The organism is Geminicoccus sp. (genome assembly GCF_036263595.1).
In the GTDB taxonomy this organism is placed as follows: Bacteria; Pseudomonadota; Alphaproteobacteria; order Geminicoccales; family Geminicoccaceae; genus Geminicoccus.
The window spans coordinates 17213-32320 of record NZ_DATAGQ010000201.1 but is presented as its reverse complement, the minus strand read 5'-3'; the positions used below and the strand labels follow the sequence as shown (position 1 = coordinate 32320).

The following is a 15108-nucleotide window of genomic DNA, read 5'->3' as shown; positions in this document are numbered from 1 at the left end:
CAGGGCCGGGTGCAACCGCAGCCCGTCCATGCAGGCGTAAGGAAGTGTAACGGGCGCCGGCCGGGCCGGATCAGCGCGCCGTGGCGGTCTGCATCTGCAGATCGGCGATGATCTCGTCGCTGAAGCCTTCCAGCCAGGCGCGCTGCTGGGCCTCGCTGGTCGAGCCGTCGGCGGTCACCAGCCTGCAATAGGCGGAGATCAGCGCGTTGGCGGCGTCGGCCGGCGCGGCTTTCGGGTCCTTGGCGAGCAGCGCGTTCACCAGGCTCTTGCGCATGTCGCCGTTCACCGGGAGCACCGGGCTGCCGAGGATGCCCGTGGCATCGGCCACCAGCTGCCGCGGCACGAGCTTGCCATCGTCCGCCGGGCAGATCAGCCGGCCGGCTGTGCCGGTCGGCTGGCTGCTGACCAGCGTGTGCCCGACCGGCAGGGCCCAGGTGATGTCGACCTTCGGGAACGGCACGGCGGCTGCCTGCGGCGACACGGTGGCTGCGACCTGCCTGGCAAAGCGGCTGAGTTCGGCGTTCCTGGCATAGGTCGGCCCGGCGCTCCCTGCGACCACCGGGCAGTAGGCCGAGATCAGCGCGTTCACCACGTCCGCGGGATCGTCGTCGGAGGCACTCGCGCGATAGGCATCGACCAGGTCGGGCACGTTGCGGTCGCCACCCTGGAGCATGGCTGTCACGGCGGCGACCGCATCGGCATCCGGACCGGCTGCCCCCGGTGCGCCGCCCACCTTCGGGCAGTCGAACGCTTCGGCCGCCTCGCTGCCATAGCTCGGCACCGCTGCGGTCGCACGCCAGGCCGCCACCATGTTCGCCGTGGCGTTGGGCTGGGCCGGGTTGCCCCAGCTCGTGCGCACATAGTTGGTGAGGTCGGCGACCTGCTGGTCCGACAGCCGGCCGGCAAAGGATGGCATCGCGCCGTAGGCCCCGCCGGGCGGCAGGCCCTGCAGCACCGCCATCATCACGTTGTAGGGCTCGGCCGCGGTGACGGCCGGGTTGCCCTGGAGCGGCGGGACCGAGCCGGCCAGCCCGGTGCCGTGCGGCTGATGGCAGCCAGCACATTGGTCGACATAGAGCCTGGACGCCTGCTGGTAGACGTCGGCCGGCAGCGGCGAGAGCTGCTGCGGCCTGGGCGCATCTGGCGGGGGCGGACTGTCCATGAGGTAGGCGACCGTGGCGGATAGGTCGGCGTCGGTCAGCTGCGACGTGCTGTGCTGCACCACCTCCGCCATCGGGCCGAACACGGTTGTCTTGCCGGGCGCCGACCCGGTCTTGAGGAAGGTGACGAGGCTGGCCTCGGTCCAGTTCTTCGCCAGGGCCGCCGAGGTGAGGGCGGGCGCATAGAAGCCGTCGATCTCCGAGCCGGTGAACTGCTCCTTTCCCTTGATGGCGCCCATGATGTTGCGCGGGCTGTGGCAGTCCGAGCAGTGGCCCAGCGCCTCGACTAGGTACGCGCCGCGATTCCACTGGTCGCTCTTGCCGGCGGTCGGCTGGAAGTACTCGGGCGCGAAGAACAGTTCGCGCCAGGCGAGCATGCCCATGCGGATGTTGAACGGGAAGCCCAGCTGGTTCTCCGGATTCGGCGCCTCGACCGGGGGGATCGTCTGCACGTAGGCCCAAAGCGCCTTCAGGTCCTCGTCCGGGATCTTCGTGTAGGCATCGAACGGCATGGCGGGATAAAGATAGGCGCCGTCCGCGCGAATGCCATCATGCAGGGCGCCCTTGAACTGCTCGAAAGTCCAGCCGCCGATCCCGGTCGTCGGGTCCGAGGTGATGTTCACGGAATAGAGCGCGCCGAACGGCGTGTTCAGGGCAAGGCCGCCCGCATATGGCTTCCCGCCCGGTGCGGTATGGCAGGGCATGCAGTCGGCCGCCCGCGCCAGATACTCGCCGCGCTGGACCAGTGCCGCGTCCGGAACGGCTTCCTGCCCCTGAGCTGCCCCCATCCCGAGCATCATGACGGTGGAAGCTGCCAACGCGCTGCCGCGAAAAAGCATTCGTCTACCTCCCGCATGCCGCGCGGCACGTCCCCATCGGACTCACGCTACCGAGTGTGTATGACAGTTTCAACGCTGGGATTGGCAAGGGCCGTCGCCCCGCGTGTCAGGAACTCCGTCGCATGGCCCATGTTGTTCGAGGCACCTGGCACCAAAGGAGAAACATGATGAGTCGCGGTCTGCCATCGATGACGGCCCTGTTGGGCCTGCTTGCCGTGGCCGGTTACCAGAACCGGGACAAGCTTGCCGAGATGTTCGGCGGCAGCCAGGGAACTGCCGGCGGCGCCACCCAGCCGCACCCGCAAGGCGGCGGCTTCGGCCAGTCCACCGGTGCTGCCCAGCAGACCGGTGGCGGCGGGCTCGGCGGATTGCTGGGCGGCCTTGGCGGTCTGCTTGGCGGCGGCGGGGGTGCCAGCACCCATCCGGACAGCATCCTGAGCGGCGGGCTCGGCGACCTGGTCGATCGCTTCCGGCAGAGCGGCCATGGCGAGGTCGCGGATTCCTGGGTCCAGTCCGGCCCGAACAAGGAAGTCGCGCCGCACCAGCTGGAACAGGCGATCGGCCCCGATGCCCTGGCCACGCTGATGCAGCATACCGGCCTCTCGCGTGAGGAACTCCTGTCGCGGCTGACCCGGGAGCTGCCGAACGCCGTCGACAAGTACACGCCGGACGGGCGCCTGCCTGCCTGACCGCGCGATCCGCCAGGAGCGGGCTCCCGGTGCCACGGCCCGGGCAGCCCGCTCCCGGCGCGCCCGCTGGACGGAGGCGCCGGGCCGGGCAGGGGCAACGGCCAGAACGACCTTGAAAAACAGGACGTTTGGCCGGACAACCCGGCTAAGGGGGCGTGGCGGGCACGCCTGGCCGGAGGCCGAGAATGTTGCTGCCAGCGGGCGTTCGCATCGACGGAAGATCGGGAGCGGTGACGCCCGCCACCGGCAGCTACGCCAAGCATCTGAGCGAGCTTGCCGGGCTCTACCGGGACAAGGCGGCGCACGCGGCGATGGTGGCCGGACAGGATCCGCTCGCCTACGAGGTCGTGGACTACCGCCACCAGGACAGCGACCTCGCGTTCGGCACGACGATCATGGCGCCCGGCCGGGTCGGCGACGAGTTCTTCATGACTCGCGGCCATTTCCACGAGCGGCGCGAATGCGGCGAGACCTACTACACCCAGTCCGGTGAAGGCATCCTGCTGCTGCAGTCGCGGGATGGTCTGGTGCGGACGGTCGAGATGAAGCCGGGCATCTGCGCGTTCATCCCGCCGGACTGGGCGCATCGCTCGATCAACACGGGCGACGAGAAGCTGGTCTTCGTCTGGCACTGTGCCCCCGATGCGGGCCACGAATATGGCGAGATCCTGGAAAAGGGCATGCGCAAGCTCGTGGTCGCGAGGGACGGTCGGGTCGAGATCGTGGACAATCCGAATTTCGTCAGCTGAGGTCGTCGCCAAGGACGGCAGGTCCGTTCGTCTGGTTTTCGGGGAGGATGAGATGAAAATGAGAAACTGGGTCGCAAGCGCCGCCATGATGGGCGTGGCCGCCGCCGCACTTCCGGCGATGGCCGCCGAGTTTGACGGCGTCACGGTGAACATCCTGACGCAGACCGGGCCGGCGATCTCCGGGCCGATGCAGGCGCGCGCGCCTGAGTTCGAGAAGCTGAGCGGTGCCAAGGTGAACGTGATCACCGTGCCGTTCTCGGACATCTACCAGAAGCTTTTGACCGACTGGTCGACCGGCACCAACTCCATCGACGCCGCCGTCTTTGCGCCGCAATGGATGGTCGACTACGCCGCGGCCGGGTTCCTGGAGGACCTGACCCCGCGCATGGAAGGCGACCAGGCACTGGCGCAGGACGACATCGCGCCGTTCTTCCGCGAGTTCTCGCAGAAGTATGCTGACAAGACGTACATGATGACGTTCGACGGCGACTTCCACATGATCTTCTATCGGACGGATGTCCTGGAAGAGCTGGGCAAGCAGCCGCCCAAGACCTGGGAAGACTATCTGGACATCGCCGCGGCCGCCAACGGCAAGGACATGAACGGCGACGGCCAGCCCGACTTCGGCTCCTGCATCGGCAAGAAGCGCAACGCCCAGGGCTACTGGTTCCTGACTTCGGTGGCCGGCGGCTATATCCAGGCCAAGGGGACGAGCGAAGGCGTGTTCTTCAACACCGAGGACATGACCCCGCTCATCGACAATGCCGGGTTCAAGAAGGCGCTGGAGGTCTACAAGAAGACCTCCGAGTACGGCCCGCCGGATGAGCTGAACCTGGACGTGGCCGACACCCGCGTGATGTTCGTGGCCGGGCGCTGTGCGCTGTCGATGGACTGGGGCGACATCGGCTCGATGTCGGTCGACCCGTCGATGAGCAAGGTGACCGGCAAGGTCGGTGCAACCATCCTCCCGGGCTCCAAGGAGGTGATCGACCGCGAGACCGGCGAGTTCGTGGCGTGTGACGCCAACACATGTCCGCACGCGATCGACGGGCTGAACCATGCGCCCTATGCGGCGTTCGGCGGCTGGGGCGGCGGCATCAACGCCAATGCCGATCCCAAGGTGAAGGACGCAGCCTACGCCTTCTTCTCCTACCTCTCGCAGCCCGCCCAGTCCAACCAGGACGTGACCAAGGGCGAGACCGGCTTCAATCCCTACCGCATGTCCCAGCTCGAGGACGTCGCGACCTGGGAGAAGATGGGCATGGGCAAGGAGAACGCGGAGAGCTATCTCGGCGCGATCAAGACCAGCCTGAACAGCCCGAACATGATCCTGGACCTGCGCATCCCGCAGAACCAGCGCTACCAGCAGGTGGTGCTCGACACGGCGGTAGCTCGCTACCTCGCCGGCGAACTGGATGTCGACGCCACCGTGGAAACGGTGGTCGAGGGCTGGAACGAGGTCAACGAGGAACTGGGTACCGAGGAGCAGCTCGAGGCCTACAAGGCGACCATCGGCGCGAAGTGATCCGCGCTGGGGCGTCCGGTCCAACGGGCGCCCCGTCTTCCTTCGACAGGGCAGTACGGCCATGGCCTTGACCTCGACCGCCGGGTTGGCAGCGGCGCCGGCGGAACGCGAAAGCATCCAGGATTGGCTCGACCGGCAGGCGGGGCGCCTGTTCATCATGCCCGCGGTCGTCCTGATCCTCGGATTCTCGATCTTTCCGCTGATCGCGTCGGCCTATCTCGCGCTGTCGCGCTTCAAGCTGGCACCGGGCGGCTACACGCTGACCTTCATCGGCACCCTCAACTTCAGGAAGATGCTGACCGGCTCCCAGCAGTTCCACCTGCTGGGCACGTTCGGCACGATCACGCTGCTGGGCTGGGCGATCATCGCCGGCACGGCTGTCCTGGTGGCATGGGGCACCCTCCGCTACCTGCGCTCCGGCCAGGTCGGCATCGTCGGCTCGATCGGACGGTTGATCACGTTCGCGACCGCCCTGGCGCTGGCGGTGATGTTCGCGCTGGACCTGGGCGAGGGCGGCCAGCTCGGCACGATCGCGACGACCTTGTTCTATGTCGTGGGCGGCGTGACCCTGCAGTTCGTGATCGGGCTGGGCCTGGCGCTGATCTGTGCCAAGCCCATCCGTGGCCGAAGCTTCTTCCGCGTCCTGTTCTTCGTGCCGCTGATGGTGACACCCGTCGGCATCGCCTACACCTTCCGGATGCTGGCCGACACGGCGGTCGGGCCCTTCGCGCCGCTCTGGCGCTGGCTGGGCTATGCCCAGACCTCCTGGTCCGCGGATGCCTGGACCGCCCGCTTCGTCGTGCTGATCGGCGACAGCTGGCAGTGGATCCCGTTCATCTTCATCGTGCTGCTGGCCGCCATCGAGAGCCAGCCGCGCGACGAGGTCGAGGCGGCCCAGCTGGATGGCGCCAGCGGCTGGCAGATCTTCCGTGACATCACCTGGCCGTCGATCGCCCCCGTGGCCGCCACGGTCGTGCTGATCCGTGCCATCGAGGCCTTCAAGATCATCGACCTGCCGAACGTGCTCACCAATGGCGGCCCTGGCATCGCGACCGAATCGCTGACCCTGCACGCCTTCATCGAGTGGCGGGCGCTCAACCTCGGCGGCTCCGCCGCGGTCGCCTACATGCTCCTCTTCCTGTCCACGATCGCCTGCGTCTCGTTCTTCAATTTCGTCGTGAAGCCGATGCGGGGAGCAAGGGCATGAGCGTGCTCAAGCGCCTGACCGAGCCGAAATCGCTGGAGACCATGTCGCCGCTGGGCTCGGTGCTGGTCTACGGCGCCCTGATCGTCTGGAGCCTGGTGGTCCTGTTCCCGCTCTACTGGATCGCGATCACGTCCCTGAAGCTGCCGATCCATGTCTCCGCCGGCCCGGTCTACCTGCCGTACATCGACTTCATGCCGTCGACGCATGCCTGGCACTACATCTTCTACGACCTCGGCAACGACACGCTGCGGCCGTACATGAACTCGATCGTCGTGGCGCTGGTCTCGACCGTGCTGGCGATGCTGATCGGCTCGATGGCCGCCTATGCGCTCTCGCGCCTGGAGTTCGCGCCAAGGCTGGCCTCGATCCTGCTCTTCATCTTCCTGGGCGGGGTGATGATCGTGGCGGTAGCCGGGTTCGGCGTGCCCTGGTGGATCGCGGCGGTGGTGGCGCTGGCCATCTTCCTGCTTCTGGCGCGCGCGGTCGGGCGGACCATGCGGGCCTCGCTCGGCAATGGCGACATCCTGTTCTGGATCATCTCCCAGCGCATCCTTCCGCCGGTGGTGGCAGCATTGCCGATCTACGTGATGTTCCAGAGCCTGAGCCTGCTGGACACCCGCACGGCGCTGATCGCCACCTACACGACGGTCAACCTGCCGATCGTGGTCTGGCTGATGTACGACTTCTTCGTCACCATTCCCAAGGACCTGGAGGAGAGCGCGTCGCTGGACGGCGCTTCGCGGTTTGCGATCTTCTTCGGGATCGTGCTGCCGCTGGCCCGGCCGGGACTGGTGGCGACCGGGCTGCTCGTGCTGATCCTGGCCTGGAACGAGTACCTGCTGGCCCTCTTCCTCTCCAGCGCCAATGCGCAGACCATGCCGGTCCTGGTGGCCGCCCAGAACGCCACCCGCGGGCCGCAATGGTGGTACATGTCGGTCCTGATCCTGCTCATGATCCTGCCGGTGATCGGGCTGACCCTTCTTCTCCAGCGCTTCATCGCCAAGGGCCTGCTGCTCGGCGCGGTGAAGGGCTGACGCGTCATGACGAGCACCATTCCATGACCATCGTTCTCGACCGGATCTCCAAGTCCTTCGGCCAGGTGGAGGTGCTGAAGACGCTCTCCCTCGAGGTGAACCCGGGCGAGTTCCTGGTGCTGCTGGGCGCGTCCGGCTCGGGCAAGACCACGGCCCTGCGCATGATCGCCGGCCTGGAGAGCGTTTCCTCGGGCCGGATCGTGATCGGCCAGCGCGACGTCACCAACGTGCTGCCCAAGAACCGCGACGTCGCGATGGTCTTCCAGTCCTACGCGCTCTACCCGCACAAGACGGTGTTCGACAACATCGCCTACCCGCTCGCCGTCCGGAAGCGGCCGAAGGCCGAGATCGAGAGCAGCGTGCGCGACGTGGCCAGGCAGGTGCAGCTGGACCAGCTGCTCGACCGCTTCCCGCGGCAGCTCTCGGGCGGCCAGCGCCAGCGCGTGGCCCTGGCCCGGGCGATCGTGCGCCGACCCAGCGCCTTCCTCATGGACGAGCCGCTGTCCAACCTGGACGCCAAGCTGCGCGGCCACATGCGCGCCGAGCTCAAGCACATGCAGCACGAGCTGGGCATCGCCACCATCTACGTGACCCACGACCAGATCGAGGCGATGACGCTGGCGCACCGCGTGGCGATCCTGGAACGCGGCGTGTTGCAGCAACTGGACACGCCGGCCAACATCTACAACCGGCCGGCCAACCTGTTCGTGGCCGGGTTCATCGGCTCGCCGCCGATGAACGTGCTGGAAGGCAGCCTGACGCAGGGCCGGTTCGAGTGCGGGTCGGGCAGCTTCGGCACAGCCAGCACGAGCAGCGGCAAGGCGGTCGTGGCGGGCATCCGGCCCGAGGACGGGCGGCTGACTGCCGAAGGCAGCGGCCATCTGGCCGGCGAGATCTATGCCAGCGAGCTGATCGGCGACCACACGCTGGTCACCTGCCGCTGCGGCGACGCAACCGTGACGGTCAAGGCCGACAAGGACTTCGACGGCGCCATCGGCCAGCGCGTCGGGGTCGGCTTCGAGCCGCGCGTGGTCCATCTGTTCGACAAGGCAACCGGCGAGCGCATCTCATGAGCAGCTTCGATGTCGTCTCGATCGGCGAGCTGCTGATCGACCTGGTGCCGCTTCCTGCCGCCGACGACAGCATGCGGTTCGTCGCCAAGCCCGGTGGCGCGCCCGGCAACGTCGCGGTCGGCGTGGCGCGCCTGGGCGGACGCTCGGCCATGCTGACCAAGGTCGGCGACGAGGCGTTCGGCCGGATGCTGGTCGACACGCTGCGGGGCAACGGCGTGTCCATCGACGGGATCCGCACGACCCGCGAGCGGCGCACCGGCCTTGCCGTCGTCACCCTGACCCCGGAAGGGGACCGCGACTTCTTCTTCTATCGGGATGGCTGCGCGGATTCCGACCTGTCGCCGGACGACCTGGACCAGGACATCCTGCGCGCTACGAAGGTCTTCCATGTCGGCAGCCTGTTCCTGGCCCAGCCGACCTCGGCCAGCGCCCAGCGCCACGGGATGGCCTTCGCGAAGGAGAAGGGCATCCGCATCTCGGCGGATCCGAACCTGCGGGTGCACCTGTGGGGCGACCAGGCCGCCATGCTCGCCGCCGGGCGCGAGGTCATCCAGGCGGCGAACATCCTCAAGGTGAGCGACGACGAGCTGCGCATGCTCACGGGCATCGAGGACATCGCCCAGGCGGTCTGCGCGCTCTGGCATCCGGACCTCCAGTTCGCCGCGGTGACCAAGGGGCCGAAGGGGGCGGAGCTGTACACGGCGAACGCGTCGATGGCGGTCGACGGCTTCGTCGTCGAGACGGTCGACACCATCGGCTGCGGCGACGCCTTCATGGCCACGCTGCTGACCGAGCTCGTCGCCCGCGACTTCCAGCTGGAGGGTAAGCCGGCGCTGGAGCAGGTCGCCAGGCGGGCCTGTGCCGCCGGCGCGCTCACCGCGACCCGCACCGGCGGCATGGAAAGCCTGCCGGGCCCGGAGGCCATCGACGCCTTCCTCGCCAGCCGGGCGTGAGCCGGGTCAGGCCCCGCGCAGCCTGTCCGCCATGTCGCGGATGCCCTGTTCCAGCGTCACGGCCGGCTCGTAGCCGAGGTCGCGTCGCGCAGCACTGATATCGAACCGGTGCTGCACGTCGTCGCCCGGCTCCGGCCCGGGGCCGATCTCGATGTCGGCCTCGGGCAGCACGCTGCGCACCAGGGCCGCGGCCTCGGTCACGGTGCGGAAGTCGTCGCCAGTCACGGTATAGGCGCGCTGGCCGAGCTTCTCTGCGTCCAGCGCGTCGATGAGAGCGGCGGCAGCGTCGTCGGCATGGATGTACTGCCGCATGGCGTCACCACCGGTGGCCAGCCGGACCGGCCGCCCGACCAGCGTGTCCGCCACCATCTGGCGGAGCAGGCAGAAGGTGGTGCGGTTGGGGCCATAGACCCAGGCCAGCCGCAGCGACACCGCATCCACCCCATGCTCCTGCCAGTAGGCCGTCGCGATCTTCTCGGCGGCGAGCTTGGTGGCGCCGTAGACGGTGGATGGCCGCAGCGGCGCTTCCTCGGTCACCAGGCCGGAGGGCGTATCGCCATAGGCACTGACCGATGAGCAGTTCACCAGGCGGCGGACCCTCCAGATCCGCGCGATCTCCAGCACGTTGGCGGTGCCGACCACGTTGACCTGCACGAGGTCGTAGGGGTTGTCCCGCGCGACCATCGGGCCGGAATGGGCGCCGCAGTGGATGATGCCGTCGAACGGCGTGGCTGCCGCGATGGCATGGAGCCGGTGGCTGTCGCGGAGGTCGCAGTCGCGGACCGCGCTCCTGCCGCTGCCCGAGGCCGCCCGGTCGATGGCGACGACCTCGTCGCCGCGCGCCAGGAGCTGTTCCACGACCGCCCTGCCGATCAGGCCGGCCGCACCGGTCACGAGAATCGTCCTGCTCATCCATTCCCCCACATCGTCGGCGCCGAACGCGACCCCCGCTGTGGGGATCGTGCCGACGTCGGCTCATTCCATGTTGCCGTTCAGGATCCTGCGGACGCGATCGACCAGTCCGTCCATGGGGAACGGCTTGGTGATCAGCGCCATGTTCGGTCCGAGAAAGCCGTTCGCGAGCGCTGCGTTCTCCGCGTAGCCGGTCATGAACAGCACCTTCAGGTCCGGCCTGCAGGCACGCGCACCGCTGGCGACCTGCCGGCCGTTCAGCCCGGGCAGGCCGATATCGGTGAGGAGGAGATCGATCCGCTCGGGCGATTCCAGGATCTGCAGCCCGCTCGGGCCGTCGCTCGCCTCCAGCGTGCGATAGCCCAACTCCTGCAGGATCTCCACCACCAGGGCACGAACGGTGAGGTCGTCCTCGACCACCAGCACCGTCCAGCCATCCTCGACCTCGGGTGCCACCGGACGGACGGGCGCGGCCTCCTCGACCGGGGCCGCCGACTGATGGCGGGGCAGGTAGAGGCTGACCGTGGTGCCGCGGCCCGGCTCCGAACGGATCCGGCAAAAACCGTCGGACTGGCGGGTGAATCCGTAGATCATGGACAGGCCGAGCCCGGTGCCTTTGCCGATCGGCTTGGTCGTGAAGAACGGGTCGAAGGCGCGTTCCACCACGTCGGGCGGCATGCCGGTCCCGGTGTCGGTCACGGCGATGCAGACATAGGGCCCCGGCCGCACCTCACCCGCCCTGGCGGCCTCTTCCTCGTCGAGCCAGGCATTGCTCGTTTCGACCATCAGCCTGCCGCCCGACGGCATGGCGTCACGGGCATTGATGGCGAGGTTCAGGACCGCACTTTCGAGCTGGTTGGCATCGCAGAGCGTCTCCCAGAGATCATTGGCCGTTACCAGCGCGAGGTCGATGGACATACCGATCGTCCGCCGCAGCAGGTCTTCCATCGATCCCAGCAGCGGATTGGCCCGCAACGGCTTCGGGTCGAGCGGCTGGCGGCGGGAGAACGCCAGGAGGCGGTGGGTAAGGGCGGCGGCACGGTTGGCAGACGCCATGGCACCGCTCACGAAGCGGTCGACATCGTCCACGCGCCCCTGGCCAAGCCGGCGCTGCACGATGTCCAGCGAGCCGACGATCCCTTGCAGCAGGTTGTTGAAATCATGGGCGATCCCGCCCGTCAACTGGCCGACCGCCTCCATCTTCTGGCTCTGCCGGAGCGCCTCGTGGGCCCTGGTCAGCTCCGCGGTTCGCTCGGCAACCCGCTCCTCCAGGGTTTCGGCCAGCCTAGCCAGGGCGTCCGAGGTCGACTTTCGGTCGTCGATATCGGTGTTGGTGCCGATCCAGCGGCGGATCTGCCCGTCCTCCGACCGGATTGGCAGTGCCCGGGCGATGTGCCAGCGATAGACACCGTCATGGCGCCGAAGGCGGAACTCGGTCTGGTAGGCACTGCCGTCAGCCAGCGCCGCCTTCCAGTGCAGGGTGGTGGTCGCCTGGTCCTCGGGATGGACGATGGACTCCCAGCCGTCGCCGGAAAGCGTTGCCGCGTCCATCCCGCTGTAGCGGCAGACCCGGTCGTTGAACCAGTCCAGCCGGCCGTCCGGTCCGGCCGCCCAGACATGGTTCGGGACCGACTGCGCCAATGAGCGAAAGCGTGCCTCGCTCTCGGCCAGGGCCGTCTCGATGAGCTTGCGGGTGGTGATGTCGATGAACAGGACCGCGAACCGGTCGCCGCCGACCAGCCGGGCCCGTGCCTCGAACCAGCGGTCCTCCAGAGCCGGGATCTGCGCCTCGAACTGCTCGGGCGTGCCCGTCTCGACCACCCGGGCGAAGATCGGCAGCAGGTGCTCCAGCGCCCCGGGGATGACGTCCCGGACCCTCTTTCCGATCATGGCATGCCAGGGCAGGCCGGTATGCACCTCGAAGGCCGGATTGACCTCGACGAAGCGAAAGTCGACGGGCATGTCGCTCGCATCGCGGATCAGGTCGCCGATATAGAAGCCTTCCTGCATCTGCTCGAACAGGCCGCGCCAGCGGGCCTCGCTGGTCCGCACCGCCTCTTCGGCCTGCTTGCGGTCGGTGATGTCGATCGAGACGCCGAGGAAGCGAAGCTGGCCGCCGGGTGCGGTGATCACTTCGCCGCGGCGGGCGATCCAGCGCAACTCGCCGTCATCGGCCCGACGGATGCGGTACTCGGCGTATTCCAGGGGATTGGCTTGATCGATCCTGGCCGGCCCCGTCCGTGGCAGGTCGATCGGATCCACCAGGTCCATGAGCATCCGGTCCGTCACCTGGACGTGCGGCCCGAAGCCCCAGATCTTCCGGAACTCCGGGGAGACGTCCAGCCGGCCAGTGTCCGGGTACCATTCGAAGGTCCCGATCCCGCCGGATTCCTGAGCCATCCGCAGACGCTGTTCGGTACGCAGCGTATCGGTCGTCTCGGTCACGACCATCAGGACGCCGGCCGGCACGCCCTGGGCGTCGACGACCGGGCTGTAGTCAAGGTCGAACCAACCGTCCTCGGGCCCGTGCTCGCGGTGCAGCACCAAGTGCTGGTCCCGGTAGTGCAGGACCTGGCCGCCAAGGACGACGTCCAGCATCTGGGCGTTGAGGCGGGCGGGCTCGGGCCAGGCATCCGAGAACTTCTTGCCGAGGATCGCCGGATGACGGCCGCCCGCGATCGCCCGATAGCCGTCATTGTAGATCAGCACCCCGTCCGCCCCCCATAGAAGGGCCATCGGGATCCTGGCGTGGAGGATCAGGTCGACCGTCGCCTTCAGGCGATCGGGCCAGGATTCCATGGGCCCAAGGACGGTCCTCGACCAGTCGAACGCTCGTACCAGCGACGCCATTTCGCCGGACGGGCGGGCGGGCATGCCGGCGCCTCCGTCCAGATCGCCTGCCACCAACGGCCGGCTGGCATGCGTCGATCGACGGCTCGTTTCAATCATGGTCGTACGACGTCACCGACCGAGCATGATCAGGAGGCGGTGCCGGCCGTGCGGACCGTCTGGGATGCCAATGGCCGATCCTTGCCCGGCAGCAGCTTGGACAGCTTCTCGACCAGATCGCGCTGCTGATAGGGCTTGCCGAGGCGCGGCAGGTCGATCTCCATCCCCGCGGGCAGCTCCGCATAACCGGTCGCCAGCAGGATCGGGATCGCAGGCCTCAACTCCCGCGCCCTGATCGCGAACTCGACGCCGGTCATGCCGGGCATGGCATGATCGGTGATGATCGCATCGACATGGACGCCGGATTCCAGGATCTCCAGCGCCTGACGTCCCGAATAGGCATCGAGCACGATGTGGCCGAGATCCTCCAGCATATCCGTCGTGCTCATCGCGATCAGGGCATCATCGTCCACGAGCAGGATGGTGGCGCCCGACGTTTGCTCGATATGGTCGACCCGCGATTCGGCAGGTTGCACGCACGCCTCCGATATCGGCAGCCAGAGTTCTGCCGTCGTCCCCGATCCCGGTCTGCTCGACAGGCCGAGGGCGCCGCCCAACTGAACGGCCAAGCCATGTACCATGGAAAGGCCGAGACCGGTACCTTTGCCTCGTTCCTTCGTCGAGAAGAACGGCTCTATCGCCCGTTCCAGCGTGGCCTCGTCCATGCCGTTGCCGGTGTCGGTGATGCACAGGCGCAGAAAAGGCTGGCGGCCGAGGCCCAGCCCGCTGGGCGGTATGGCCTGGTCCAGCGAGATGGTGAGGTGGCCGCCGTTTGGCATGGCGTCGCGCGCATTCACCGTCAGGTTCAGGATGGCCAGCTCCAGCTGGTTGGCATCCACCACCGCCGGCGGCAGGCTGCGCGGCAGTTCGATGTCCAGGAGGATCAACGGACCGAGCGAGCGCTCGATCAGCGGCTGGATATCCTCGATCAGGCGGATCAGGTCGACTGGCTCGGGCTTCAGGTCCTGGCGGCGCGCGAACGCCAGCAGGCGTTGGGTCAGGGCGGCACCGCGCCTGGCGCCCTGCAGGGCACCGTCGAGGTAGCGATGCAGCAGGGGGTCGTCGGGGATCCTTCGCTGCAGCAGCTCCAGATTGCCCAGCACCGCCATCAGCAGGTTGTTGAAGTCGTGCGCGACACCGCCGGTGAGTTCGCCGATCGCCTCCATCTTCTGGATGTGGCGCAGGGCCTCCTCCTTCTGATGGAGTTCGGCCGTGCGCTCCTGCACCTGCTGCTCCAGCGTCTCGCTGAACCGGACCAGGTCCTCCTCGGCCTTCTTCTGGGCGGTGACGTCCCTGGACACGCCGATCAGCCGGGAGCCCCGCCGGTCCTGGACGCGCCGGCCCTTGATCTCGAGCCAGTGGACGCTGCCGTCGGGCCAGACCACGCGATAGTCGATCATGTAGTCGGCCCCGGTCGCGATGGAGTGCTCGACGGCGGCCTGCATCCTTGGCCGGTCGTCCGGGTGGATGGTGTCCACGAGTGCCTTGCAGGTGAATTCCTGGCCTTCGGTCCTGCCGAAATGGATCCTGCACTGACCGGAGGCCGACAGCATGCCGGTGCCGAGGTCGATTTCCCAGGTACCCAGCCGCCCGGCCGTGAGCGCGATGCCGAGGCGCTCCTCGCTTTCGCGGATGGCCTCCATCTGCGCACGGGCTTGGTACTGCCGCCTGCGTCCGCGCAGGGCGCTGCGGACGATCCCGATCAGGGTAGTCGGATGAAACGGCCGCTCGAGGAAGATGACATTGCCCAGCACGTTCGACAGCCGGGTCGCCAGCGGGTTGCGCTCAGGCCCGTCGCCCCGCTCGGTGAGCAGGATGAAAGGAAAGTCGGACCAGGCGGGCTGCTGCTCGATCCAGTCCGCCAGCCCGCGCAGGTCTGCGGTCCGCAACGCCTCCTCGGTGACGATGGCGAGCCCGGATCCTGCCGCCAGGCCCGCCACCAGTTCGCCGACATCACGGCAGATGGCCGATTCGACTCCGCCCTCCTGCAGCAGGGCTGCGGCCAAGGCTGCATCCCG

General features: G+C 67.9%; 11 protein-coding genes. 7 read left to right on the top strand and 4 right to left on the bottom strand.

Annotated features, from left to right (window positions below):
* Positions 1 to 70: 70 nt before the first annotated feature.
* On the bottom strand, positions 71 to 1999 hold the full coding sequence (locus VHL31_RS22090; protein ID WP_329663407.1) for a cytochrome c: 1929 nt from the start codon (positions 1997 to 1999) through the stop codon (positions 71 to 73).
* Between the two features lie 167 nt (positions 2000 to 2166).
* Here VHL31_RS22090 and VHL31_RS22085 point away from each other — a divergent pair, with 167 nt between their 5' ends.
* The 7 genes from VHL31_RS22085 (at position 2167) to VHL31_RS22055 (ending at position 9229) form a co-directional block, all read left to right on the top strand.
* Positions 2167 to 2688, top strand: a complete 522-nt coding sequence (locus VHL31_RS22085; RefSeq protein ID WP_349262524.1) for a YidB family protein — start codon at positions 2167 to 2169, stop codon at positions 2686 to 2688.
* A 185-nt stretch (positions 2689 to 2873) separates the two neighbouring features.
* Complete coding sequence (locus VHL31_RS22080; RefSeq protein ID WP_329663405.1) at positions 2874 to 3437, top strand: glucose-6-phosphate isomerase family protein; 564 nt, start codon at positions 2874 to 2876, stop codon at positions 3435 to 3437.
* 58 nt (positions 3438 to 3495) lie between these two features.
* Entirely contained in the window at positions 3496 to 4962 is a 1467-nt protein-coding gene (locus VHL31_RS22075) for an ABC transporter substrate-binding protein (protein ID WP_329663404.1), read from the top strand.
* A gap of 61 nt (positions 4963 to 5023) precedes the next feature.
* Positions 5024 to 6169 (top strand): sugar ABC transporter permease, encoded by a 1146-nt coding sequence (locus tag VHL31_RS22070; protein WP_329663403.1) that lies wholly within the window; start codon positions 5024 to 5026, stop codon positions 6167 to 6169.
* Positions 6166 to 7203 (top strand): carbohydrate ABC transporter permease, encoded by a 1038-nt coding sequence (locus tag VHL31_RS22065; RefSeq protein WP_329663402.1) that lies wholly within the window; start codon positions 6166 to 6168, stop codon positions 7201 to 7203. Before VHL31_RS22070 ends, VHL31_RS22065 begins: the two co-directional genes overlap by 4 nt.
* A gap of 23 nt (positions 7204 to 7226) precedes the next feature.
* Positions 7227 to 8276, top strand: a complete 1050-nt coding sequence (locus VHL31_RS22060) for an ABC transporter ATP-binding protein (RefSeq protein ID WP_329663401.1) — start codon at positions 7227 to 7229, stop codon at positions 8274 to 8276.
* Positions 8273 to 9229: a carbohydrate kinase gene (locus VHL31_RS22055; RefSeq protein ID WP_329663400.1), complete on the top strand. Its 957-nt coding sequence runs from the start codon at positions 8273 to 8275 to the stop codon at positions 9227 to 9229. The genes VHL31_RS22060 and VHL31_RS22055 overlap by 4 nt, the downstream gene beginning before the upstream one ends.
* A 6-nt stretch (positions 9230 to 9235) precedes the next feature.
* On the opposite strand, the gene VHL31_RS22050 is transcribed toward VHL31_RS22055, so the two are convergent.
* The 3 genes from VHL31_RS22050 to VHL31_RS22040 all read right to left on the bottom strand — a co-directional run bounded on the left by VHL31_RS22050 (position 9236) and on the right by VHL31_RS22040 (position 15096).
* Positions 9236 to 10141: an NAD(P)-dependent oxidoreductase gene (locus VHL31_RS22050; RefSeq protein ID WP_329663399.1), complete on the bottom strand. Its 906-nt coding sequence runs from the start codon at positions 10139 to 10141 to the stop codon at positions 9236 to 9238.
* Positions 10142 to 10204: 63 nt separating this feature from the next.
* Complete coding sequence (locus VHL31_RS22045; RefSeq protein WP_329663398.1) at positions 10205 to 13015, bottom strand: PAS domain S-box protein; 2811 nt, start codon at positions 13013 to 13015, stop codon at positions 10205 to 10207.
* Between the two features lie 104 nt (positions 13016 to 13119).
* The gene (locus VHL31_RS22040) at positions 13120 to 15096 is read right to left on the bottom strand and encodes a hybrid sensor histidine kinase/response regulator (RefSeq protein WP_329663397.1); all 1977 of its coding nucleotides are present in this window, start codon (positions 15094 to 15096) and stop codon (positions 13120 to 13122) included.
* Positions 15097 to 15108: the final 12 nt, after the last annotated feature.